Consider the following 23,771-nt stretch of genomic DNA (forward strand, 5'->3'; position numbering starts at 1 on the left):
GCCCGGTGACCGGGATCCGCCCCCGCGGCCGTGTTCCCCGGCGCGGGCCGGGGCCCGGCCCCGCGCCGGGCCTCAGCGGTCGAGCGCCTCGGCGGCCTTGTCCCAGTTGCCGCGGAGCTTGTCCAGGTAGGACGCGGCCTGGCTGCCGGGCGAGGCGCCCCGGGCGAAGGCCAGCATGTTGCTCGCGCCGGCGTTGTAGCCGAGGGCGAGCAGCTCGTTCTTGTTCAGCCCGCCGCCGCGGCGGTCGCCGAGCTGGGCGGCGAGGTCGTGCAGATGCCAGGCGGCCGCCTCGATGGCCAGATCGCGGTCGTCGGGCAGCTCGTCCCAGCGGCGGTCGGCGAAGTCGCGGCCCCGCCGGGTCGCCTCGAACGCGGCCCGGTGCATATTGGCGATGCCGAACGCCGCGTCCGGCTTCATCCGCTGCCAGGAGCGCTCCAGCTCGGGATCGTGCGGCTTGTACGCCTCGTTGTAGAGGATCGCCATCACCAGCCGGGGGCTCACCCCCGCGGCGGCGGCGTACTTGCGGACCTGCGGCGCGTACCGGGCCGGGTCGTCGCTCCGGCGTGCGGAGGACGAGCCGCTCTTCCCGCCGCCGTCCGGGTCGTCCTGCCCGTGGCCGGGAGCGGACGGCGACGACGCCGAGGGCGACGGCGTGGCCGAGGGCCCGGCGGACGGCTCGCCCCCGTCGTCCTTGCCGCCGCGGGCCAGGCCCCACACGACGAGCACCACCAGCGGAAGCACCCACCAGCGCATGCCCTTGCCCGCGCCCTTGCCCCTGCCCTCAGCCATCGCTCTTCCTGCCCTTTCCGTACCGCCCGGGCCGCGCCCCGGCCGCCCGCCGCTCACCGGCGGCCCGGGCGAGCGCCAGCGCGGCGCCGTACACACACAGAACCAGAGCCAGCATCGGGTAGTACACCCAGGGCAGCGGTGTCATGCCCAGCGGGGCGCCCAGCGGGGAGAGCGGCAGCAGCAGCCCCACGGCGGCGAGTCCGGCCACCGCGAGCAGCAGTGGACGGGCCGGGCGCCGGGCGTACGCGGCGGAGCCGCCGGTGCGCAGCAGCAGCATGACCATGGCCTGGGTCAGCAGGTTCTCGGTGAACCAGCCCGAGTGGAAGGCCGCCGCCGAGTCGGTGCCCGTCCCGTGCCGCACGGCGAGGGCCAGCACCGCGAAGGTCGCCACGTCGGCGGCGGCGTTGAGCAGGCCGAACCCGGTGACGAAGCCGAGCAGGGCGCGGGGGCGCAGCACGGCGGGCCGGCGCCGGCCCTCGACGGTTCCGGGCCGGTCGAAGGCCAGCGCGAGCTGGGCCGCGTCGAAGCACAGGTTCTGCACCAGCACCTGCGCGGGCAGCATCGGCAGGAACGGCAGCAGCACGCCCGCCACCAGCATCGCCAGCACGTTGCCCAGGTTGGACGAGAGCACGATCCGCAGGTACGAGGCGATCGCGCCGCCGCAGCGGCGGCCCGCCGCGACCGCGTCCTCGATCGCCGTCAGCTCCTTCGCGCCGAGGACGACATCGGCCGCCTCCCGCGCGACCGGCGCCGCCGTGCGCGGGCACAGGCCGATGTCCGCCGCGTGCAGCGCGGCCAGGTCGTTGACGCCGTCGCCCAGGAACCCGGTGGTCGACCGGGTGCGCAGAGCGCGGACCACACGGGCCTTCTGTGCGGGGGTGCAGCGCGCGAACACCGTGCTGCGGGCGGCGACCTCGGCGAGCCGGTCGTCGTCCAGGGTGTCGACGACGGCGCCGGTGACGACGCCGGGCGGGGCCCCGGGCCGCACGGTGCCGGTGGCGCCGGCGTCCTGCGACGGGGCGTCCGCCGCCGGTGTCCCGTCGGCGTCGAGCAGGCCGAGGTCCCGGCAGACGCGGGCGGCCGTGCCCGGGTGGTCGCCCGTCAGCACCTTCACGGCGACGCCCTGCCGGGCCAGCCCCGCCAGGGCGCGGGCGGCCGTCGGCGCGAGCGCGTCACGCAGCCCGACGAAGCCGAGGAAGGTGAGGCCGCGCTCGTCGCCGGGCACGTACGGGCCCAGCCGGGAGCGGCGGCGTGCACAACCGACGGCCAGCAGGCGCAGCCCGTCCTCGGCCAGCAGGGCCGCCCGGCGGTGGAGTTCGGCCCGGCGCTCGTCGTCCAGCGCGCACCGCTCCAGCACCTCTTCCGCCGCGCCTTTGACGACGACGGTGTACTCGCCGGGCCCGTACGCCGTGTACTCGCCGGGACCGCCCGCCGCCGCTTCCGCCGCTTCCGGTGCGTGCGGGGCCGCGGCGGGGCCGGGCGTCCCGTCGGCGTGCGGCGGGCGCAGCACCGCGCAGGAGAGGCGGCGCACCGGGTCGAAGGGCAGGGCCGCCACGCCCTCCCAGTCCCACAGTCCGCCGAGGTCCGCGCCGCCGCCGTCCCCGGAGCCGGCGGGGCCGTCGGGCTCCACGGTGGCGTCCAGCAGGGCCTCGTCCAGCGGGTCGGGGACGGGGAGTTCGGCCAGGTGCAGCGTCCAGAAGGCGCTGAGCGCGGCCCACTGGGCGACACGTGCGTCGGGTGTGCCGTCCGGCGCCAGGGAGCACTCCAGCACGGGGCGGTCCTGGGTGAGCGTGCCGGTCTTGTCGGTGCACAGCACCCCGGCGGCGCCCAGATCGCCGAGCGCGTGCAGCCGCCGCACCAGCACCGCGCGCCGCCGGGCCAGCCCGCCGGCGGCCCGGGCGAGCGCGGCGGTGACGACGACCGGCAGCATCTCCGGCGTCAGCCCCACCGCGACGGTGACCGCGAACGGCAGCGTCTCCAGGCCCCGTCCGCGCACCGCGGCGTCGGCGAGCAGCGCCACCGGCGGGATCAGCAGCATGCAGCGGATGAGCAGCCAGGCGACGGAGCGCACCGACCGGTCGAAGGTGCCCCGGCGGCGGCCCGGTGGCGTGGCCCACGCGTCCGCGAAGCGGGTGTGCGCGCCGGTCGCGACGACGACGGCGGTGGCGCTGCCCGAGGCCACGCTGCTGCCCTGGAAGCACAGGTGCGGCGCGGAGAACTCCGTGGCGTCCCCGGCGCCCGGACCCGTGGCGCCCCCGATCCCGGGGCCGGTGTCCGCGGTGCCTTTCGCCCCGGGGACCGGATCCGCGGAGTCCGGGGCCCCGGGGCCCGTGAACTCCCCGTTTCCCACGGGGCGTTCGCAGCCGGTGTCCACCGCGTGCTTGGGGACCGGGGCCGACTCGCCGCTGAGCACCGCCTGGTGCACCGTCAGCCCGCTGGCGCGCAGCAGCCGCACATCGGCCGGTACGAGATCGCCGGCGCCGAGGCGGACGACATCGCCGGGGACGAGCTGGTCGACGGGAAGCTCCCGGTGCACGGGCGCCGCGCCCTCGGCCGGGCGGCGCCGCACCGTCGCCGTCTGCGGCAGCACCGCGCAGAGCGCGGCGACGGACCGCTCGGCACGGCGCTCGCCCGCGGCCCGCAGCACCGCGCTCACCACCACGAGCACCGCGATCACACACGCGGTGCCCCACGAGGCGATCACCGCCGAGACCAGCCCCAGGCAGAGCAGCACCGCCGTGAACGGTTCACCGACCGCCCGCGCCAGCCGCAGCCCCCACGGCACCGGATGGCTGCCCGGCACGGTGTTCTCGCCGTGTTTCACCAGCCGTTCCTCGGCCTGCGCCTCGGTCAGCCCGCGCGGCCCGCTCTCCAGCAGCCGCAGCGTCTGGAGGGAGCTGGCGGCCCCCGCCGGCCGGCCGGAGCGCACGGCGGTGCCCCGGGACTCAGGCGCCGAGGCCACGGACCCGCCCCGCCCCGTGCTCCGGGCCGGTGCGCTGCGCCAGCCGCTCCACCATCAGCCGGACGACGTCCACCACGTCCGGGTCGTCCACCAGGTACACCACCCGGCGGCCCTCCCGGCGCGAGCGCACCAGCCCGGCCAGCTTCAGCTTCGCCAGGTGCTGGCTGACCGCGGGCAGGGCGCCGCCCACCCGCTCGGCGAGATGGCTGACGTCGCTCTCCCCCTGCGCCAGCGCCCACACGAGGTGCAGCCGGGCCGGTGAGGCCAGCAGCCCGAAGGCGGCCGCGGCCTCGGTCAGCACCTGCTCCGGCGGGTCGGCCGGTGTCGTCTCCGCCGTCACGCCCGGGCCTCCGCCCTGTCGGCCGTCCCCGTCGCGTCGGCTTTTCCTGCCGTGCCTGCCGTGCCTGCCGTGTCAGCCGGGCCTGCCGTCCCCGATGCCCGGCCGGTCGCGGTCGTGTCCGCCGGGTCGGCCGGGTTCGCAGGGTCTGCCGGGTCCGCCGGGTCGCCCGTCAACCGGTCGATGTGTGCGCTCACCTGCTCGGCCAGCTCCGTGCGGGGCGGGAAGCCGCACCGGGCCGCGACCGTCTCGGACGCCTCGCGGAAGACGCCGATCGTGGCGTGCAGCGCCCGCCGGCTGTCCGCCGCGTCGAAGCGGCCGTAGGTCTCCTGGACGGCGCGCCACATCCGCTGCGGCAGCCAGCGGTCCATGTGGTGGCCGAGGTGCCAGGTGTCGCGCGGCCGGCCGGGCTCGGTCGCGGCGTACCACTCCAGCATCTCCAGCAGGTACTCCTTCATCGTGACGTCGCGGGCCTTGACCACCCACAGGTCGCCCCGCGCCAGATACACGGCGACCTGAGTGGCCTCGAACCAGAACTCGTCGAGGGCCTCGTCGAACGCGGCCCTGTCCGGCCGGGGCGGCGCGGGGGCGCGGCCGGTGGCGGCGGGCAGGGCGTCGGCAGCGCCCGTCTTGTCCAGCAGCACCCGGTAGCCGCGCTCGTAGAGCGCGTCCAGACCGCGGGCGCGGCGGGCCAGCCGCTCGGGCCCGGCCAGGGAGAAGTCCACCTTGCGTCCCCGCGCGTAGACGACGAGCCGGGAGGCCCACGCCTCGTCCTCGTCCTCGTCCTCTTGCTCGTGCGCGGCAGCGGGTACGTTTCCGCCGCCGTCGCCGTCCGCGGGGGCGTGCCCGTCGGTGCCGTCCGCCGGCCCCGGTCCGTCCCCCTCCGTTCCGCCGTCCTCCGGGCCGGAGACCACCTGGACCAGCACGGGGGCGAACGCCCCGCTCCAGTCCGGGTCGGCCACCAGCTCGCGCCAGCGGGCGCCGATCAGCTCGATGTCCAGGTCGGAGTACGCGTCCACCCCGCTGCCGCGTCCGCGCGACCCGGTCTGTACGACGACCTCGACCCGGTCGTCCGCGCGGGCCCAGGCCAGGATCGCGGCGAGCAGCTCGTCTGGATCTTCCATGGCTGCGAGGGTAGCCGCAGCCGCCCGGGCCGGGCAGTGCGCCCGGAGGCGACGGGGCCGCACCCGGTCAGGCCGGGACCGGCCACCAGCCGCGCCCGGTAGCCGCCCGGGACCGGTACCCGGGCGGGGCCGGGCCGGTCGGCCCGCCCGCCCGTGTGCACGTGAGCCCGCCCGCCCGTGTGCGCTGGCCCGCCCGCCCGTCAGCCGGCCCGCTCGTGTGCACGCAGCGCCGCCAGCACCGGCGCGACCCCGTCCTCGGCGCGCAGCCGCTCCGCCAGCCGCGCCGCCTGCCGGGCGTAGCGGGGTTCGCGGACGGCCGCGGTCAGGGCGGCGGCCAGCCGGTCCACGGTCAGCTGCCGGAGCGGGACGACGGCGGGTGCCACGCCCAGCGCCGTCAGCCGCGCCGCCCAGAAGCCGCCGTCGAACTGCACCGGCATCGGCACCGCCGGGACACCGGCACGCAGCCCGGCGGCCGTCGTTCCGGCCCCGCAGTGGTGGACGACGGCGGCCATGTGCGGGAAGAGCAGCGCGTGCGGCACCTCGTCGACGGTGAGCAGATCGTCCGCGCCCCCGCCGGTCCCGGTGCCACCGTCGGCCCCGGCGGCGCCGTCCAGTCCGGCCCAGCCGCGCTGGACGATGCCGCGCAGCCCGGCCTTGCGGACGGCGCGTACCAGCAGCGCGCTGGTGCGCTCCCGGTCCGGCACGGTGGCGCTGCCCAGGCCGAGGAAGACCGGCGGTGGCCCGGCGGCCAGGAAGTCCCGTACCCGGGGCGGGAGTTCGGCGCCCGGCGGGTCGTGCGGCCACCAGTAGCCGCCGATCGTCAGACCGGGCCGCCAGTCCCGGGGCCGGGGCACCACCAGGGGGCTGAAGCCGTGCAGCACCGGCAGCCGTTCGCGCTCCCGGCTGCGGTACCGGGCGGTGCGCACCGTCCGGCGCGGCAGCCCCAGCTCCCGGGCGCCGGCCCGTACCGCGTCCGAGAAGACCCGGTCCACCGCGGTGTTCACCAGGTGCCCGGCCAGCAGATTGCCCGTCGGTCCCCAGGAGCGCGGCCCCAGCACGCTCGGCCCGAACGCCCGGGTGGGGTGCAGGGGTTGCAGGAAGGCGCCGAGCGTGGGCAGGCCCAGGCCGCGGCCGATGGTGTGCCCGAGCGGGGCGAGCGAGCTGGACAGCAGCAGCACCTCGCTCTCCCGGGCCTGGGCGATCAGCGGCGCCGTCATACCGCCCACCACGGCCCGGGCCATCCGCACCAGATGCAGTATCTTGCCGGGCCCGCTCGCGGTGTCGTGCAGCGCCCGGCCCCGCCCGGACTCCAGCTCGGCCCGCGGGTCGACGGGCAGGGCACGGAAGCCCACCCCCGCGGCCTCCACGAGCGGGCGGAACGAGCCGTGCGTGGCGACCGTCACCTCGTGTCCCGCCGCGGCCAGGGCGTGCGCCAGGCCCGTGTAGGGGGCGATGTCTCCTCGGGATCCCGCTGTCATCACCGCAACGCGCATGCCCCAAGTATCGTGCACCGCACGCTCGGTGACGATCCGCCACGGGAGCCCCCTCGCTCACGTCCGGGGGTTCCCGGTCATGCCGCGCGCGTCCCGGTCACGCTCCCGGGGGCTTCCCGGCCGCCGCAGCCGGAGGACGGCGACGGTGCCCGCGACGCACGGCAGGATCCCGGCCGCGCCGAACAGCGGCGGCAGCACGGTCTCGCCGTACTCGGTGATCAGCGCGTCGGCGAGGGCGACGCACCAGCCGAGGGCGAGCAGCACCGTGGCCGCCGGGCGGAGCAGCCGCGTGCCGCGCCGCGCCGCGTACAGCGCCCACAGCCAGCAGCCGGCCGCGAGCACACCCAGCACGGTCAGACAGCCAAGGACGACGTCCTCCCGGCGTCGATCTCCGGGCCGCTGATCTCGCCGTCGTAGACGGTGTGCAGCCGGTCGGTGAGGATGTCGGCGGTCACGGCGTCGACGAGCGGGACGAGCGTGGCGGCGACGGTGAGGGCCAGGCCGGTCCACAGGGCCGGCAGGGCCCGGGCGGTGCCCGTGTGCGGGGGTGCCGTGCGGCGTTCGGTGGTGTTCATGCCCGGAAAAGTAGGAGCGGTCCCGGCCGGGCGGCTTGAACGAATGGGACCTCGCGCCGGTGCCCCGACGGGAGCCGGGGCTATGCGGACACGACCCGGCCCGCGACGGCGGGCGGACCCGTCGGCGGGGGCGGGGCGGCGGGACGCAGCAGTGCGGTCAGCTCGCCCGCCGGGACGCCGGTGAACTCCCGTACGTCCCGGGCGAGATGGGACTGGTCGGCGTACCCGGCTTGGGCCGCGACCTCCGCGAGGGTGCGGCCTCCGGAGCGCAGCAGGGCCCCGGCGCGCTCGAAGCGCAGCAGCCGGGCGACGGTCTTGGGCGGCAGCCCGACCTGCTGCCGGAACCGGCGGACGAGGTGACGTCTGCTCACCCCCACCCGCTCGGCGAGCGCACCGACCCGTGCGGTGCCCGCCGTCGCGGTCAACTGCCGCCACGCGGACGCCACCGCCGGATCCGGCTGCGGCCCCTCGGCGCGCAGCCGGGCCAGCGCCGAGGTGAGCAGCGCGAACCGGGCCGCCCAGTCCTCGGCCGCCGCCAGTTGTTCGGTCAGCCGGGCCGAGCGTGGTCCCCACAGGTCCGCCAGCTCCGTGTAGGCGTTGCTCACCAGGTGCATGGGCGCGCCCAGCAGCGAGTACGCCGTCAGCGGGCTCAGCCACAGCCGCACGCCGTGCTGGCTGCCGCCGACGCCGAGCACCCGCGTCTCCTCCTGGAGCCCGGCCACCAGCGAGTGCAGCGGACGGGCCGGGGCATCGCCGTCGGCGCCCACCCGCACCGGGTCGCCGAACGCCACGACGAGCAGCACCCGCGAGGACGGGAACCTCCGTACCAGCACGCCCTCTTCGACCGGTTCCCGGTAGCCGACGAGCGGCCCCGGCGGCGCGGCGGGCACGGTCGCGGCGCCGTCCGTGGGCACCGCGCGGGCCGCCGGGCGGACGCAGACGGGGCTCGCGGCACACGGCAACGAGCCCTGCGCAGGGCCCACCGTCACCGCCCTCGTGAGCTGATGCCCCGCCATCGCACCCTCCCGCCGTCCGCACACACCGCACCCGCCCCCGCGGGCCCGTCCGTGCAGGTGGACGCGGGCGCGGGGGCGGGCGGTTGCCCGACGGGGACGCTGCGCCGCCCGGCTCCGTCCGGCCCCCGTCCGACGCTGTTCGTTGCCGTCCGGAGGTGGACAGCGTCGGACGGGGCCGTCCCGAGCGGGCCGGGACCCGCCGGGGTCGGCCGGAAGCGGCCGTGGCGGGTGGCCGGAAGCGGCCGTGGCGGGTGGACGGATGCCGGGCCGGGGACCGTGGGAGAACGCGGGGCGCCGAACAGCGCGGCCGGCGCGTGCCCCCGGCCCGGCATGACCACGCCGAACAGCGTGTTCGGCGCGTCGATCCGACCGGTCACGGCAGCCCCGCACCGGTCACGGCAGCCCCGACCTCACAGCCCGGGCACGCGGCCGGTCAGGCTCCCTGCGTCCGCCGCCCGGCTCCCGGCCTCCGCCAGGCTCCCGGCCTGCGCGGGGGTCCCGCCGGTCAGGCCGTGCAGCGAGGCCACCAGCCGGTCGATGTCCTCGACGGTGTTGTACAGGGCCAGCGACGCACGGGTCGCGCTCTGGACGCCGTAGTGCGCCAGCGAGGGCTGGGCGCAGTGGTGTCCCGCGCGGACGGCGATGCCGTCCTGGTCGAGCCGGTCGGCGATCTCGGCCGGGTCGTGCCCGGCCAGCGTGAAGGTCAGCACCGCGACCCGCCCCGGCGCGGAGCCCAGCAGCTCCAGGCCGGGCACGGTGCCGAGCGCCTGCTCGGCGTACGCGGTGAGCTGCTCCTCGTGCGCGGCGACGCCCTCCCGGTCGAGGGAGGTCAGCCACTCCAGCGCGGCCAACAGGCCCACGGCGCCCGCGATATGACCCGTTCCCGCCTCCAGGCGGTGCGGGGCCGGCGCGAACGTCGTGTCGTCGAAGGTGACGGACTCGATCATGTTGCCGCCGCCCTGCCACGGCGGCAGTTCGGCCAGCAGCTCCGGCTTGGCGTACAGCGCGCCGATCCCGGTGGGTGCGAACACCTTGTGCCCGGAGAAGACGTAGAAGTCCACGTCCAGGTCGGTCACATCGACCGGCAGGTGTGCGACCGCCTGCGCCCCGTCCACCAGCACCTTCGCGCCGTACCTGTGGGCCAGCGCCGTCATCTCCCGCACGGGCTGGACGGTGCCCAGCACGTTGGAGACATGGCTGAGCACCACCAGCTGCGTCCGCAGGGACAGCAGGTCCGCGTACGCGTCCTGGTCGATCCGTCCGTCCGGCAGCAGCGGCACCGGCACCACGCGCGCCCGGGTCTGCCGGGAGAGCATCTGCCAGGGAACGATGTTGGAGTGGTGCTCCAGCACCGGCACCAGGATGTCGTCCCCCGGCCCGAGCCGGTCGCGTCCCCAGGTCTGGGCGACGAGGTTGATCGCCTCGGTGGTGCCCCGGGTGAAGACGATGCTCTCCGTGCCGGGGGCGTTCAGCAGCTCGGCCACCGCCGCACGGCCGCCCTCGTACGCCGCGGTCGCCTCCCGCGCCATGGTGTGCGCACCCCGGTGGATGTTGGAGTTGCCGTGGCTGTAGTAGCCGGTCAGCGCCTCGATCACCGCGCGGGGCTTCTGCGTGGTGGCCCCGTTGTCCAACCAGGCCAGCGGCTGCCCGTTCACCGTGCGGTGCAGTACGGGGAACTCGGCGCGCGCGGCCTCGGGGGAGAAGCCGTTGGTGCGTCCGCCCCGCCGGGTGGTGCCGCCGGGCGCCGCCGGCTGCGGTGTGCTCGTGCCCGCCGGCCACCCGGGCAGGGGCCCGGCGGGCGACGGCCCCGGCCGCAGCAGCGCGTCGGGCTCAGGCGTAGTCATAGTGGTGCGCCACCCCGACGTTCTGGAGCACGGCGACGGCGTCCTCGACGAGCACGGCGGCGTTGAAGTACGCCGTCATCAGGTACGAGGTGACACCGCGGTGGTCGACGCCCATGTTCCGCACGGCCAGGCCCGGTTCGATCTCGTCGTCCACCTTCGAGGGGCGCAGCCCGACCACGCCCTGCTCGGCCTCGCCGACGCGCATCAGCAGGATCTCGGTGGTGCCGGTGCCCGCGCCGGAGAAGCGCATCTTGTCGGAGGGCAGGAGCGGCACACCGCGCCAGGTCAGCAGCGGGCTGCCGAACCGGGTGTCGATGACCGGCGGCACGCCCCTGCGGGTGCACTCCCGGCCGAAGGCGGCAATGGCCCGGGGGTGTGCCACGAAGTAGCCCGGCTGCTTCCACACCCGGCTGAGCAGCTCGTCGAGGTCGTCCGGGGTGGGGGCGCCGGTGCGGGACTGCACGCGCTGGTCCGGCGCGACGTTGCGCAGCAGGCCGTACTCGGGGTGGTGCAGCAGCGAGGACTCCTGCTGCTCGCGCAGCGCGTGCGCGGTCAGGTTGGTCTGAGCCCTGGTCTGGTCGATGGGCCCGTTGTACAGGTCGGAGACCCGGGTGTTGACCCGCAGCACCGTCTGCGCCAGCGTCATGTGGTACTCGCGCGGCGCCTCCTCGAAGTCGACGTAGGTGCGCGGCAGTTCGGGCTCTCCGACGTGGTCGGCGCTCAGGTCGATGGGGGCCTCGCTGCCGGCCCGCTGCTCGCTGCCGGCGAGGTAGGCGTCCACGGCGGCGCGTACGGTCTCGTTGCGCTCGGACACCGCCGTGAGGGCCGTACGCGGACAGCGCAGCGCGACGCCGGCGGTGAGCGCCTGGACCCGGTAGGGCGCCGGGGCGCCGCGGGTCCAGGCGTCGAGGTCGAAGAACTGGCCGTCGGCCACGACGTCCAGCAGGGCGTCCTCGCCGTGGTGGCCGGTGGACCGCTTCTCGGCGCGCCCGCGGACGAGGACCCACAGCTGGTCGGCGTCCGCGCCCTCCTGGACGAGCGTCTCGCCGGGCTCGAAGGCCACCTCGGTGAAGGCGTGGGCGAGTTCGCCGAGGGCGTCGTCGTCCGCGGGGCGCAGGTACGGCAGTTCGCGGAGGTCGCCGGGGATGACGCGGGCCGCGCCGCCTTCGGTGTAGGTCCCGATCCGGTCGTCGCCGACCGTGTAGGTGCGCCGGCGGTTGACGCGGTAGACACCGGAGTCGATGTCGACCCACGGCAGTGCACGCAGCAGATAGCGCGGGGAAATGCCGCGCATCTGCGGGCTGGTCTTGGTGGCGGTCGCCAACTGCCGTGCGGCACCCGGGGCCAGACTGGTCCGGTCGGTCACGTGGTTCTCCTCGGAATTGCGCTCACCCGGCGCCCACGGAAATGCGCGCGCCGGGGCATGGGCGCCGGGCGCGGCGCATTCCGTGGGCACGGGGGTGAGGTGAAGTACGGAACAACGGGAGATCGTCGTGTGCCCCGCTCCCGGCTGCAACAAGCGTGGAGCGGGCGAATGACGAAAAACCATCGGTTCGGCGTGGACTGTTCCAGGAACCGTTGTTCGAGTTCCCTTTTCTCGCTGGTCACCGGTCATTCGGCGCGACGGGAAAGAGTGCTATCCGGAACCAGGGATTCCCTAATGCTTTCATCACAACGGCTGGTTTCTATTCGCGAAGAAATGTTCCTCCTTTCGAATAGAGGAGCGAGGAGACGGCGGTACGCGCGACGGGGCGCGTACCGCCGGGGCCGGGTCGGCCCGGTCACCCCGCCGCCGGCTCGGGCGCGGGGGTCCGCGCCGCGACGAGCCGGTTGTGCTGCTCCTCCCAGGTGGACAGGGCCAGCCCGCAGGCGTGGTCCATGTGCCGCAGGCCGTCCAGATGCAGCTCCACACGCCGGTCGGCGGGCAGCGCGTCCAACTGGTCCTGGAGCCTGGGCAGTCGCAGGAAGGTGGCGTTGCCCAGCACCCGGACGCGCAACGGCTCGTCGTCGCCCGGATCCTCGGTCTCCACATGGACGTGCGAGGTCTCCCAGGCCGTCTTGACCACGGAGGCCAGCAGCCCGAGCAGCACGCCCTGGAACATGTCGGTCAGCACGATGGCCAGCGCGGTCACCGCGAGGATGACGGCCTCCGCCCGGTGCTCACGCCACATCGGGCGCAGCTGCCGCAGCGGGATCAACTTCCAGCCCGCGTGCACCAGGACACCCGCGAGCGCCGAGAGGGGTATCAGCTCCAGCACCGCGGGCAGCGCCGCGGCGAACAGCAGCAGCCACACCCCGTGCAGCACGCGGGACGCCTTCGTCCGGGCCCCGGCCGAGACGTTCGCCGAACTGCGGACGATCACCGCCGTCATGGGCAGCGCGCCGAGCACCCCGCACACGGCGTTGCCGGCGCCCTGTGCCATCAGCTCCTTGTCGTAGTCGGTGCGGCGGCCGTTGTGCAGCCGGTCCACGGCCGCGGCGCTGAACAGCGACTCGGCGGAGGCGATCAGCGTGAACGCCAGCACGGTGCCGAGCATCGCGCCCGAGGCCAGACCGCCGAACTCGCCGAGCGCGGGCGGTTGCACGGCCTCGAACAGGCCCTGCACCTCGACCCGGGCGATGGGCAGCCCGAAGCCGGCGGTCACCGCCGTGGCCAGCAGTACGGCGGCCAGCGGGCCGGGCACCGCACGGGCGCCGGCCCGCCACCGGGGCCACAGGACGAGCACCGCCACGGTGCCGGCGCCGACGGCGAGCGCGGTGAGCGCCCCGGTGTCCCCGGCGGTGTCCAGGACGAGGCGCCCCAGGCCGAGGATCTTGGCGGGGCCGCTGCCGGGTGCCTCCGCGTCGGCGAGGGCGTACAACTGCCCGGCGATCAGCACCAGTCCGATACCGGCGAGCATGCCCTGGACGACGGAGACGGAGATCGCCCGGAACCAGCGGCCCAGCCGCAGCGCCCCCATGGCCAGCTGGAGCACCCCGGCCGCCAGCACGAGCACGCCGAGTGCGGCGAGCCCGTGGGTCTGTACGGCCTCGTACACCAGGACGGTCAGACCGGCCGCCGGCCCGCTGACCTGGAGGCTGCTGCCGGGCAGGAAGCCGGTGACCAGCCCGCCCACGATGCCGGTGACCAGGCCGAGTTCGGCCGGTACCCCGGAGGCGACGGCCACGCCCACGCACAGCGGCAGCGCGACCAGGAAGACGACGAGGGAAGCGGTGAAGTCCGCGCGGAACGTGCGCCGGTCCGGCAGCAGGGCGCTCAGCCGCCCGGTGCGCTCCGGGCGCTGTGGAGTCGGTGTCATGGCGGGCCTCACAGCGGAAGGAAGGCGTCGACGTCGGCCCGGTGTTCGAGGACGAGCCCGGTGTCGACGGCGTAGAACCAGCCGCGCAGCGTCAGCCGCCCGGCCTCCTCCCGCTCCGCGACACAGGGGTAGGCGCGCAGCCGTGCCAGCTGGGTGCGCACATGCCGCTGCACCGCAGCGGACACATCCGCCTGCGCCGACTCGTCCTCGCCGGCCGCCAGTTCGGCGCCGGGCGGCAGCTGGGCGGCCAGCCATCCCGCGACGGCGGGCAGCTCCGCCAGGTCGTCACCGCGCACCCGGGCGCCCACGGCCCCGCAGTGCGAGTGCCCGCACACGACGACCTCGGGCACGCCGAGCACACACACCGCGTACTCGATGGTCGCGGCCTCGCCGCTGGGTGCGCCGGAGCGCGGATAGGGCGGTACGGCGTTGCCCGCCGTGCGCAGCTCGAACAGCTGGCCGGGCTCGGCCCCGGTGAACAGCGCCGGCACGACCCGGGAATCGGAACAGGTGATGAACAGGGCCTCCGGCGACTGGCCCTGCGCCAGGCGGCCGAAGCGGGTCCGCTCGTCCGCGCGGTCGCGGATGCGGGCGGAGAAGGCACGGGTATGCGGAATGAGGGACTGCATGAGGAGTCACACCTCGCTCGGGTCTCGACTGATGGATGTCACGGCCGGGCGGCCGTGCTCACAGTCGGAACACCTGGTGCAGTACGGGGACCTCGACCTGTCTGTGCCACGGCAGCCCGCCGCAGCCCAGCCCCGGGAAGGGCGCGTGCCGCCGTGCCGGGTCCTCCCGGGGAGCCGGTTCGGTGTGCAGCACCGGGCGTTCGACCGGTGCGGGCGGCGAGGTGAGGGCACGCGCCGAGCGGCGGCCCCGGCAGTCGACGGGCCCGTCCTCGTGCTCGGAGGTGCTCGGCCCCGCGCTCTGCTGCGTGGCGGCGGAGCGCACGGACTCGGTTGTGGAGGCCGGGCCGGAGGCGGCCATGGTGCACACGGCGAGCAGGAGGCCCACCACGAGCGCGACGGCGTGTGCCCATGGCCGCGCGGTCACGCTGCGGTGCATCCTCCCCCTCCGTGCGCTGGTCGTGGACGGCCGGCGCCGGTGGCACCGCGTCGGCGGGTGTCGCTGGTCGACTCCATGCTGACCCACCGCTTGTGTCGGTTCGCGGCGCGTACGGTGAACAATGGATGAACTCCGCGCGTAGCGTGCTCACTTACGCGTGGTAACCCCCCGTGCGGGGACGACGACCTTCCGTCGAGAAGGCGGCGGCCTTCCCCGCCGCCCCGGCTCACCCCTTGAAGGCGCCCTGCAACAGCCCGGCGACAAAGCTGCGTTGGAAGATCAGATACAGCAGTGTGATGGGCAGCATCACCAGCACGGTGCCCGCCGCGAGCATCGGCACATCCGTGTTGTTCTGCCCCACGAAGAAGCCCAGCCCGGCCGGAGCGGTGCGCTTGGTGGCGTCCTGGACGAGCACCAGCACCAGCAGGAACTGGTTCCACGACCACATGAACACCAGTACGCCCAGCGTCATCAGAGGCGGCCTGGCCAGCGGCAGCAGCACCCGGAAGAGGATCGTCAGCGACGAGGCGCCGTCGATCCGGGCCGCCTCCACCAGCGAGGCGGGCGCCGCCCGGAAGTGGGTGCGCATCCAGAAGACGCCGAACGGCAGGAACAGTGCGATCTCCACCAGGATCACGCCGAGGTAGGAGTCCGTCAGCCCGATGCCGCGCAGATCGAAGTAGAGCGGTACGACGACGAGTTCGACGGGGATCGTCAGCCCCGCGACGAACAGCGCGGCGACGCCGTCCCCGCCCGGCAGCCGCATCGTGCCCAGCGCGTAGCCGGCGAGTGCGGCCAGCACCAGCGTCGCCGGGACCACGCCGACGGCGATGACCAGGCTGGAGCGCATCAGCTCCGAGAAGCCCGCGACCGACCACGCCTCCCGGTAGTTGTCCAGGCTCCACCGCTGCGGCCAGGACATGCCCGTCACCGGCTTGCCCGAGGGCTGCATCGAGGCCAGGAACACATTGAGGAACGGGACGACGACGGCCGCGGCCAGCACCGTCAACAGGCCGTAGCCGCCCCAGCGTTCGGTGTGCGACGCCGTCCGCCCCGCGCCCGCCCTCCGCGTCGGTGTCCCCGCCCTCATGACGGCGTCCTCGACAGCCGGTTGACGAGGTAGACGATGACGAGGATGAGCAGGCTCAGCACCACACCGAGCGCCGAGGCCAGCCCCACCTTCCCGGCGGAGAACGCCAGCCGGTAGATCAGCAGCCCCGGCACGGTCGTCTCCTCGCCGGGACCGCCGCCGGTGGTGACATAGACGATGTCGAAGCTCGCCAGCGCGGCCACCGTCGTCACCGTCAGCGCCACCGCCAGCTCACCGCGCAGCTGGGGCAGCGTCACGGAGACGAACTCCCGCACCGGCCCCGCGCCGTCCAGCCGCGCCGCCTCGTACAGCTGCGGATCGACCTTGTGCACCCCGCTGAGGAACAGCATCATGCACAGCCCGCTCAGCACCCAGGTGCCCACCAGACCGACGGCGATCAGCGCCCAGTCGAAGTCGCCCAGCCAGGCCCGGGTGAACCCGCCCAGGCCGACCGCGTCGAGCGCCTCGTTGACCAGCCCGTCCTCGCCGTACAGCCAGCGCCAGGTGACGCCCACCGCGACCAGCGGGACGACCTGCGGCAGCATGAACAGCAGCCGGTAGCCGGCCATGCCCGGGCGCCGGTGCCGGGCCAGCAGCGCCGTCAGCAGCAGCCCCGCCAGGATCGGCAGCAGCGCGAAGAAGACCACCAGCACCAGCGCGTTGACCACCGAGCCGCGCAGCGCCGGATCGGTGAACACCCGCCGGTAGTTGTCCAGGCCCGCCCAGCTGCCCAGCGTCACCCCGTCCCAGTCGAACAGCGACAGATAGGCGGTGTGCAGCGCGGGCAGCACGGCGAAGGCCAGATAGACGGCCAGCGCCGGCAGCACGAACAGATAGCCGCGCAGCCGCCGGCCGCCGCGGGTACGCCCCCGGGCGGTCATCGGCCGCCTCCCCGGCTGTAGTGCTCGCGCCACACGTCCTGGAGGGAGTCGAGGAACTCGCCCGGGGTGGTGCGGTCCGCGATGAGTTTCTGCACACCGGCGCGCAGCGGGTCGAGCATGTCGGGCGCCGTGAAGTCGGGGAAGTGGTTCATGCCGTCGTCGGCGGTCACCCGGCGGTGGGCGCGGGCCACTTCGCCCAGCACGCCCTCCGGCACGGGGACGGACGTGTCGCCGGGCCCGTCCGGCGGCAGGAATCCGAAGCCGCTGACGAGCTTCGCGGAGGCGCGGGAGGCCAGGAAGTCCAGAAAGGCGCCGGCCGCCTGCGGGTGCCGGGTGCGTGCCGAGATCGCGTAGCTGACGCTGAAGCCGGAGGCCATCGCCCGGGCGTGCGCACGCTCGGCGGGCATCAGGAAGAAGCCGGCCCGCTCTCCCATGGCCTCGGCCACCTGCCCCGCCGCCCAGTTGCCGTTGACGAGGAAGACGCTGCCGGCACTGCCGCCGCGGATGAACCCGCCCGTCGAGTCGACCTGCGTGGTGCCGTTGGCGGACTCGCTGAGATAGCCGCGGCGGCTCCAGTCCACCAGCCGCCGGGTGGCGCGCAGCGTCGCGGGTGTGCGGATGGTGGCGCCGGGCTCGCCCTTGACCCAGGCCCGGTAGTCGCGGGGCGGCATCGCGTTGTTGATCAGCCCGGCCCACAGGTGCAGCCCGCCGGAGTCCAGCGCGCCGACGCCCAGCGGGGTCATCCCCGCCCGGCGCGCGGCGGCCAGTTGGGCCTCGAACTCGTCCAGGGTGCGCGGCGGGCGCCGCACCCCGGCGCGGGCGGCGCGCCGCTTGTCGTAGTAGATGCCGGTCATCGACAGACCGGCGGGCACGCCGAACAGATGCCGGCCGGCGCCCGGACCGGAGCCGGCGAGCTGGTCGAGCGCGGTGGCGGGGAAGCGCTCGCGCCAGCCGTAGGCGTCCCGGTAGGGCGTGAGGTCGAGGATGTCGCCGCGGGCCGCGACGTCGTTCATGCCGACGGCGAACTGGGCCAGATCGGGGGCGGTTTCCGAGGCCATGGTCAGCTTGAGGCTCTTCACGTAGTCGGCGAACTGCGTGTAGGCGGGCTCGATCCGCACGTTCGGGTGCCGCTTGTGGAAGGCGGCGATCAGCGCGTCCACCATCTCCGGCGCGTCCGCGAAGGTCAGCCGCAGGGTGACGTCCCCGGCCGGTACGGCGGTGGCGCGCGGCACGGTGCGGGTGCGCGAGGTGTCGGGCCCGCTGCCGGGCGTCAGCGCGGCGCAGCCGGTCAGCGGCGCGGCGAGCAGGGCGCCGCACAGGGCACGGCGGCCCGGCCGGTACGCGGTCGTCCACGGGTGCGCCATACGCGCCCTTTCGGTCGGCAGGGGCGTGCGGGACGGAGCGGACCTGGACGGTAGCAGCGGGCGCGGGGCCGGGCCAGACCCCCGCGCGGTGGTAAGTCCTGGTCATGGCGGGGCGGTTGGGGGCCGCGGGCGGGGCGGGCGGTGGAACGCGCCGCCCCGCGCGGCCGGCCCGGCGGCCGGTCGGCCCGTCAGGAGAACAGCACCGAGCGCAGCTTCAGCCGCTCCGAGCCGTACCCGGTGCCCGGCCGCATGCTGAAGTGCTCGCCCGTGCAGTCCGGTCCGGTGAAGGCCACGGCCGTGGAGCCGGTGCGGTTCCTGGGGGAGTGCGCGGGCGGCGTCCCGGGGGACGCGGCCTGGGGGAGCGTGACGCACTGGCGGCTCGGCAGGTCGTGCAGCACCTGCTGCCGGGGGCCGTCCGGGGTGCCGTACGTGTAGGCGAAGTCGCCGGTGGTGGCTCCGGCGGGGGTGGCGAGCGTGAGGGCCAGGGCGACGGCGCCGAGACCGGTCGCCGCGCAGGTACGCAGACGCATGGTGTTCCTCCTCGGGGAGTGCGGCGGCCCGCCGGGATGGCCGGGCCGTCCGTGATCAAGCGGTCACTGCCTGCCCCGCGTGTGGCGGGTGATGCGCCCGGGGCGCGGTCCTCACACGAACGAGCGGATTCGGGTGGAATCGCTGGTCACAGCGCCGACGAGAGGACCCGCGCGATCGGTGCGAGGATGGAGGAAGAGTCCATCCGTGGAGGCAGAGATGTTCGAACCGGAGGACATCCGGGAGTGGCGTGGCCGCAACGTCGTCGACGAGAGCGGCAGCAAGATCGGCTCGATGGAGTCCGTGTACGTCGACACGGCCTCCGACCGGCCCTCCTTCGCCACCGTGACGGTGGGCATGCCGACCAAGCACCGCCTCGTCTTCGTCCCGCTGGCCGGAGCCACCGTCGGACCGGATTACCTGAAGGTCAAGTACGACAAGGGCGCCGTCAAGGACGCCCCCTGGATCAGCACGGACGGTGAGCTGCCCGCCGACCGGGAGGCGGCCGTCTTCGCGCACTACGACCTGCACTACACGCCCGGCGCGAGCGGGGAACGCCGCCTCGCGCGCCGCTGACGGCGGGAGCCGGTATGGCGCTGTTCCTCTTCCTCGTCCTGGTCGCGGTCGTGCTGGGTGTCTTCGGCACGATCGTCAAGGGTCTGCTGTACCTGCTGGTCATCGGCATCGTCGTGCTGGTGCTCGCGCTGTGCTTCGGCGCCTGGCGCCTCCGGCGCCACGCGAGACGCCCGACCCGCTGAGCCGGCGCCGGGCGCCGCCCCGGCGCCGACTGCCGCGCGCAGAAGCCCTTTACGCGGCCCCCGCCGCGTGTCAGCCTTCCGCCACGATCCGGCGTGCGCCGCGGGCGCACCGAGGCCAGGGAGGACCGGATGGGGGGCGTCGCGCGGCGGGACGTGGTGCGGGCCGCCGTCCTCGGTGCCGGTTCGGCGGCGCTCGCGGCCTGCGGGAGCCCGCTCGACCCGCGCGGGGCCGGCGCCGACGGCGAGGTGGCGCTCACCGTCGCCACCAACGCCGTCTCCGGCGGCAAGAACGCCGACGAGGCGGACTGGATCACCCGCTGGGTCGTCCCCCGCTTCGAACGGCGCAAGCGGGCCGAAGGCACCCCGGTGCGGGTGCGGTTCGCGCCCAGCGGCGTCGACGACGAGCAGTACAAGACGAAGCTCGCGCTGGACCTCAAGGCGCACGCCGGGCCGGACGTCATGGCGCTGGACGGTATCTGGGTCGGGGAGTTCGCCCAGGCCCGGTACATCCGCCCGCTGCGGGAGGTGGCGGGAGAGCGCGCCGTCGACTGGGCGGGCTGGGCGCAGATCGATCCGAAGGTGCGCTCCCTCGCCCGCTTCGAGGGCAAGCTGTACGGCATCCCCGCCGGCACGGACGCCCGGCTGCTGTTCTTCCACCGGCCGCTCTTCCGCAGGGCCGGTCTGCCCGCCGACTGGCAGCCGCGTTCCTGGGCCGAGGTGCTGGCCGCCGCCCGCCGGCTGAAACGGCTGGACGGCGTCACCCCGCTCCAGATCAACGCCGGCACGGCGATGGGCGAGGCCACCACCATGCAGGGCGTGCTGCCGCTGCTGACCGGGGCCGGCGGGCGGATCAGCGACGGCGAACGCTGGTACGGCGACACCCGCGAGCTGCGCGCCGTCCTCGGCTTCTACCGCGACGTGTACGGGGCCGGGCTGGGGGATCCGCGGCTCCAACAGGAGGCCAAGGGGCGGGACAAGTCGTTCGAGCGGTTCGCCACCGGGCGGCTGGGCATCCTCGCCGAGGGCGACTACTTCTGGCGCGACGTGATCGCACCGAAGACCGGCACAGCGCCGATGAAGGGCCGCGACGACGAGGTCGGTTACGCGCTCTTCCCCGCCCGCGCACCCGGCGCCGGCCTCGGCGGACGCGACCACGTCAGCCTGTCCGGCGGCGCCGTCCACGTCCTCAACCCGCACACCCGGCACCCCCGGAAGGCGTTCGCGCTGCTGGCCGCGCTGCACTCGGCCGCCGCCCTGCGCGCCCGGCTCGGCGACAGCGCGATGATCACCGAGCGGGACGATGTGAACGACGCGGTCCTGGACCGGGATCCGATGCTGCGCTTCGCCGCCGACAAGGCGCTGCCCGTCACCACGTTCCGGCCCGGGCTCGCCGCCTACCCCGCCGTCTCCCTCGCCCTCCAGGAGGCCACCGCCGCCGTGGTCGCCGGCAGGAGCCCGGCGGCAGCCGCCGCGGCCTACCGCAGCGCGCTGAAGGAGGTGCTCGATGGCGACGACCGCATCATCGGCTGAGCCCGCGCCCCCGGACGGCACACCGCCCGGCGGCCCGCCGGAGCAGGACGCGGCCGGGCTCGGCCGGCGCGGGGCCGCGCTGTTCGTGGTGCCGGCGCTCGTGCTCGTCGCGCTCTTCCTCGTGCTGCCCGCCGTCTGGACGCTGTACCTGGGCTCGACCGACTACCGGCTCACCGGCATCCCCGCGGTCGACCCGTCCTTCGTCGGCACGGACAACCTCACCCGGGCGCTCGGCGACAGCGGGTTCCTGCGGTCGCTGTGGCTCACCCTGCTGTTCGTGCTCGGCTCCGCCGTCATCGGGCAGGCGGGGCTCGGGTTCGCGCTGGCCTGGTGGATGCGGGAGCGCACCGGATGGCTGAAGACCACCCTCGAAGCGCTGGTGATGCTCGCCTGGATCCTGCCGTCCTCGGTCGTCGCGTTCCTGTGGATCGCCTTCCTCGACCGGGACGGCGGCACCCTCAACGCGCTGCTGCACACCCCCGGCGCCGCCTGGCTGCTGGACCACCCGATGCTGTCGATCGTCGTCTACAACATCTGGCGCGGCACCGCGTTCTCGATGATGCTCTACAGCGCCGCGCTCGGGAACGTGCCCGCCTCGCACCTGGAGACGGCACGGCTGGCGGGCGCGAACGGATGGCAGCTGCTGCGCGATGTCGTCCTCCCGTGCGTCCGCGGCCATGTGCTGACCAATCTGCTGCTGATCAGCCTGTGGACCTTCAACGACTTCACGCCGTTCCTCATCACCGCGGGCGGGCCCGACGGGGCCTCGGAGATCCTGCCCGTCCACATCTACAAGACGGCGCTGGGCAACGGCGAACTCGGCTACGGCGCCGCCCTGTCGTTCCTGATGCTGCTGATCAATCTCGTCGTCGCGGTGATCTATCTGCGGCTGCTCGGCCGGGGCCGCAGGGCCCGCCGGCGCCCGGCCGCGGACGTTCCCGCGCCGCGCGGGCCGGGCGCCGGGGACGCACCGGGCCGCCCGGACGACCCGGGGGAGGCCACGGCATGAGCACCCCCGCACACGGCAGCGCCCTGCGCGCGGACCAGGACCGCGCGGCGGCCCCGCACGAGGCGCCCGGCGGCGCGTCCGAGGGGCGCCGGGCCGTCCTCCGGCTGCTGCGCGGCGTCGGCGCCTACGTCCTCGTCGCCCTCGTCCTGGCCTTCTTCGCGCTGCCGCTGCTGTGGCTGGCCGCCGCGCCCTTCGACCGGAACCCGGGCATCACCGCCTCGCTGCCCGAGTTCACGCTGCGCAACTTCGAGCGGCTGTGGCACAGCACCGACGCCGTGCACTCGCTGGCCAGTTCGCTGGTGCTCGCCGTCGGCAGCGCCGTCCTCGTCGTCGGCTGCTCCGCGCTCGCGGCCTACGCGCTCAGCCGGGTACGGATCCGCGGGCGGGACGGGATCCTCTACGCGCTGCTGCTGCTCTCGTCCATCGTGACGGGCACGGCCGCCATGGTGCCGGTCTTCCTGCTGGCCGCCGGACTGAACCTGGTGGACTCCTACCTCGGCGTGATCCTGGTGCTGACCGGTGGGCTGCTGCCGGCCGCCATCTTCATCCTGAAGGACTTCATGGACACCACGCCGCGCTCCTACGAGGAGTCGGCCCGGGTCTTCGGCGCCTCGCCGCTGCGGGTGCTCAAGGACGTCGTCGTGCCCGTGGTCCGCCCCGGGCTGGCCACCGTCGGGGTGTGGACGGTCGCCCAGGTGTGGGGCAACTTCCTCATCCCCTTCCTGCTGCTGCGCTCGCCCGACAAGTCGCCGGCGGCGGTGGTGATGTACACCTTCTACACGGAGGGAGGCCAGCCCGACCTCGCCCTCATCTCCACCTTCTCGCTGCTGTACTCGCTGCCGGTCGTGCTGATGTTCCTGTTCGTCAGCCGCCGCTACGGATTCCGTTTCCACGGAGGGATCAAGGGCTGATGACGAGAGCCGCACACGCAGCAGACACAGCACACCCGGCATCCCCGGCGCGCCCGGCCGACCTCGCCCTCGACCGGCTGACCAAGGTCTACCCCGGCGGTGTCCGCGCGCTCGACGGGCTCGAACTGACCGTGCGGGACGGAGAGTTCTTCGCACTCCTCGGCCCCTCCGGCTGCGGCAAGTCCACGCTGCTGCGCACCATCGCCGGGCTGGAGACCGCGACCTCGGGCACCCTGCACATCGGCGGCCGCGACGTGACCGCGCTGCCGCCCGGCGCACGCGACATCGCCATGGTCTTCCAGGACTACGCGCTCTTCCCGCACATGACGGTCGAGGAGAACATCGCCTACCCGCTCAAGGTCAGAAAAACGGGCCGGGCCGAGCGCACCGCCAGGGCCCGCGAGACCGCCGCGGAACTCGGCCTCGGACACCTCACCGGCCGCCGCCCCGGTCAACTCTCCGGCGGCCAGCAGCAGCGCGCGGCCCTCGCCCGCGCCATGGCCTGCCGCCCCCGGGTCTTCCTCTTCGACGAGCCGCTGTCCAACCTCGACGCACGGATGCGGCTGGAGGCCCGCACCTTCCTCAAGAAGCTCCAGCGCGAACTCGGCGTCACCACCGTCTTCGTCACCCACGACCAGGCCGAGGCGCTGGCCCTCGCCGACCGGATCGCCGTCATGGAGACCGGCCGGCTGCGCCAGGTCGGCACCCCCGCCGAGATCTTCCGCCGCCCCGCCGGCACCTTCGTCGCCTCCTTCATCGGCTCCACCCCGATGAACCTGCTCGACGCGCGGGCCACGGCGCACGGCACCCTGCGGGTGTGCGGGGCGGTGCTGCCCGTACCGGGCGATCCGCCGCCCCCGGTCACCGACGGCGAGAAACTCGTCTACGGCATCCGCCCGGAATATCTCGACCCGGCGGGCGACGGCGACGCACGGCCCGCCCTCGAAGGCACCGTCGAGGTCGTCGAGAGCCTCGGCAGCGCCCAACTCGTCACCCTGGCCTGCGCGGACGGCACCGGCGTCCAACTCGTCGTCGACGAGGACCACGAGGCGCGCCCCGGCGACCGGATGCGCGCCGTGCCCCGCGCGGGCCGCGCCCTCCTCTACCGCGACGACGCGCTGGTGACCGCCCCGGCCGCCGGTACGGGGAACGGCACGCCGGAGCCCGCCCGCCACACCCCGCGCGAAGGGTGAGCC

General features: G+C 74.9%; 23 protein-coding genes. 6 read left to right on the plus strand and 17 right to left on the minus strand.

Going from position 1 to position 23,771, the window contains the following annotated elements; all coding sequences use genetic code 11:
* Positions 1-72: 72 nt before the first annotated feature.
* The 17 genes from SCA03_RS18825 to SCA03_RS18900 all read right to left on the minus strand — a co-directional run bounded on the left by SCA03_RS18825 (position 73) and on the right by SCA03_RS18900 (position 18,369).
* Positions 73-789: a lytic transglycosylase domain-containing protein gene (locus SCA03_RS18825; protein WP_230988804.1), complete on the minus strand. Its 717-nt coding sequence runs from the start codon at positions 787-789 to the stop codon at positions 73-75.
* Positions 782-3,751: an HAD-IC family P-type ATPase gene (locus SCA03_RS18830; RefSeq protein WP_107429113.1), complete on the minus strand. Its 2,970-nt coding sequence runs from the start codon at positions 3,749-3,751 to the stop codon at positions 782-784. Before SCA03_RS18830 ends, SCA03_RS18825 begins: the two co-directional genes overlap by 8 nt.
* Complete coding sequence (locus tag SCA03_RS18835; protein WP_030876833.1) at positions 3,735-4,091, minus strand: ArsR/SmtB family transcription factor; 357 nt, start codon at positions 4,089-4,091, stop codon at positions 3,735-3,737. The genes SCA03_RS18830 and SCA03_RS18835 overlap by 17 nt, the downstream gene beginning before the upstream one ends.
* Positions 4,088-5,212 carry an aminoglycoside 6-adenylyltransferase gene (locus SCA03_RS18840; protein ID WP_141275514.1) on the minus strand — a complete coding sequence of 375 codons (1,125 nt, stop codon included), beginning with the start codon at positions 5,210-5,212 and terminating at the stop codon, positions 4,088-4,090. Before SCA03_RS18840 ends, SCA03_RS18835 begins: the two co-directional genes overlap by 4 nt.
* Positions 5,213-5,412: 200 nt before the next feature.
* The gene (locus tag SCA03_RS18845; protein WP_174864501.1) at positions 5,413-6,705 is read right to left on the minus strand and encodes a glycosyltransferase; all 1,293 of its coding nucleotides are present in this window, start codon (positions 6,703-6,705) and stop codon (positions 5,413-5,415) included.
* 57 nt (positions 6,706-6,762) lie between these two features.
* Complete coding sequence (locus SCA03_RS18850; RefSeq protein WP_230988805.1) at positions 6,763-7,056, minus strand: hypothetical protein; 294 nt, start codon at positions 7,054-7,056, stop codon at positions 6,763-6,765.
* Positions 7,057-7,058: 2 nt separating this feature from the next.
* Positions 7,059-7,280, minus strand: coding sequence for a hypothetical protein (locus SCA03_RS35160; RefSeq protein WP_143665225.1), 222 nt, complete (start codon positions 7,278-7,280; stop codon positions 7,059-7,061).
* An 80-nt stretch (positions 7,281-7,360) separates the two neighbouring features.
* Entirely contained in the window at positions 7,361-8,296 is a 936-nt protein-coding gene (locus tag SCA03_RS35770; RefSeq protein WP_141275515.1) for a helix-turn-helix domain-containing protein, read from the minus strand.
* Between the two features lie 410 nt (positions 8,297-8,706).
* Positions 8,707-10,140, minus strand: a complete 1,434-nt coding sequence (locus tag SCA03_RS18860) for a SufS family cysteine desulfurase (protein ID WP_086814264.1) — start codon at positions 10,138-10,140, stop codon at positions 8,707-8,709.
* A complete protein-coding gene (locus SCA03_RS18865; RefSeq protein ID WP_086814266.1) occupies positions 10,127-11,506 on the minus strand; it encodes a family 2B encapsulin nanocompartment shell protein in 1,380 nt (459 codons plus the stop codon). Before SCA03_RS18865 ends, SCA03_RS18860 begins: the two co-directional genes overlap by 14 nt.
* Before the next feature lie 415 nt (positions 11,507-11,921).
* The gene (locus tag SCA03_RS18870; RefSeq protein WP_086814267.1) at positions 11,922-13,439 is read right to left on the minus strand and encodes a SulP family inorganic anion transporter; all 1,518 of its coding nucleotides are present in this window, start codon (positions 13,437-13,439) and stop codon (positions 11,922-11,924) included.
* Between the two features lie 8 nt (positions 13,440-13,447).
* Entirely contained in the window at positions 13,448-14,068 is a 621-nt protein-coding gene (locus SCA03_RS18875; protein ID WP_086814269.1) for a carbonic anhydrase, read from the minus strand.
* Positions 14,069-14,126: 58 nt separating this feature from the next.
* Positions 14,127-14,492: a hypothetical protein gene (locus SCA03_RS18880; protein WP_141275516.1), complete on the minus strand. Its 366-nt coding sequence runs from the start codon at positions 14,490-14,492 to the stop codon at positions 14,127-14,129.
* Positions 14,493-14,730: 238 nt separating this feature from the next.
* Positions 14,731-15,594 (minus strand): carbohydrate ABC transporter permease, encoded by an 864-nt coding sequence (locus SCA03_RS18885; protein ID WP_086814271.1) that lies wholly within the window; start codon positions 15,592-15,594, stop codon positions 14,731-14,733.
* Positions 15,591-16,475 (minus strand): carbohydrate ABC transporter permease, encoded by an 885-nt coding sequence (locus tag SCA03_RS18890; RefSeq protein WP_051855879.1) that lies wholly within the window; start codon positions 16,473-16,475, stop codon positions 15,591-15,593. The genes SCA03_RS18885 and SCA03_RS18890 overlap by 4 nt, the downstream gene beginning before the upstream one ends.
* On the minus strand, positions 16,472-17,839 hold the full coding sequence (locus SCA03_RS18895; RefSeq protein ID WP_086814273.1) for an ABC transporter substrate-binding protein: 1,368 nt from the start codon (positions 17,837-17,839) through the stop codon (positions 16,472-16,474). Before SCA03_RS18895 ends, SCA03_RS18890 begins: the two co-directional genes overlap by 4 nt.
* Positions 17,840-18,027: 188 nt before the next feature.
* A complete protein-coding gene (locus SCA03_RS18900) occupies positions 18,028-18,369 on the minus strand; it encodes a hypothetical protein (RefSeq protein WP_086814276.1) in 342 nt (113 codons plus the stop codon).
* 217 nt (positions 18,370-18,586) lie between these two features.
* Here SCA03_RS18900 and SCA03_RS18905 point away from each other — a divergent pair, with 217 nt between their 5' ends.
* From SCA03_RS18905 to SCA03_RS18925, 6 genes are all read left to right on the plus strand, one after another.
* Positions 18,587-18,943: a PRC-barrel domain-containing protein gene (locus SCA03_RS18905; protein ID WP_030876871.1), complete on the plus strand. Its 357-nt coding sequence runs from the start codon at positions 18,587-18,589 to the stop codon at positions 18,941-18,943.
* A gap of 14 nt (positions 18,944-18,957) precedes the next feature.
* On the plus strand, positions 18,958-19,125 hold the full coding sequence (locus tag SCA03_RS35170) for a hypothetical protein (protein WP_169729602.1): 168 nt from the start codon (positions 18,958-18,960) through the stop codon (positions 19,123-19,125).
* A gap of 129 nt (positions 19,126-19,254) precedes the next feature.
* Entirely contained in the window at positions 19,255-20,655 is a 1,401-nt protein-coding gene (locus SCA03_RS18910; protein ID WP_086814280.1) for an extracellular solute-binding protein, read from the plus strand.
* Positions 20,630-21,664 (plus strand): carbohydrate ABC transporter permease, encoded by a 1,035-nt coding sequence (locus tag SCA03_RS18915; protein ID WP_078872831.1) that lies wholly within the window; start codon positions 20,630-20,632, stop codon positions 21,662-21,664. Before SCA03_RS18910 ends, SCA03_RS18915 begins: the two co-directional genes overlap by 26 nt.
* Positions 21,661-22,575: a carbohydrate ABC transporter permease gene (locus SCA03_RS18920; RefSeq protein WP_230988806.1), complete on the plus strand. Its 915-nt coding sequence runs from the start codon at positions 21,661-21,663 to the stop codon at positions 22,573-22,575. The genes SCA03_RS18915 and SCA03_RS18920 overlap by 4 nt, the downstream gene beginning before the upstream one ends.
* Positions 22,575-23,768, plus strand: a complete 1,194-nt coding sequence (locus SCA03_RS18925; protein ID WP_141275517.1) for an ABC transporter ATP-binding protein — start codon at positions 22,575-22,577, stop codon at positions 23,766-23,768. Before SCA03_RS18920 ends, SCA03_RS18925 begins: the two co-directional genes overlap by 1 nt.
* Positions 23,769-23,771: the final 3 nt, after the last annotated feature.

Source organism: Streptomyces cacaoi (assembly GCF_006539165.1).
Classification (GTDB): domain Bacteria; phylum Actinomycetota; class Actinomycetes; order Streptomycetales; family Streptomycetaceae; genus Streptomyces; species Streptomyces cacaoi.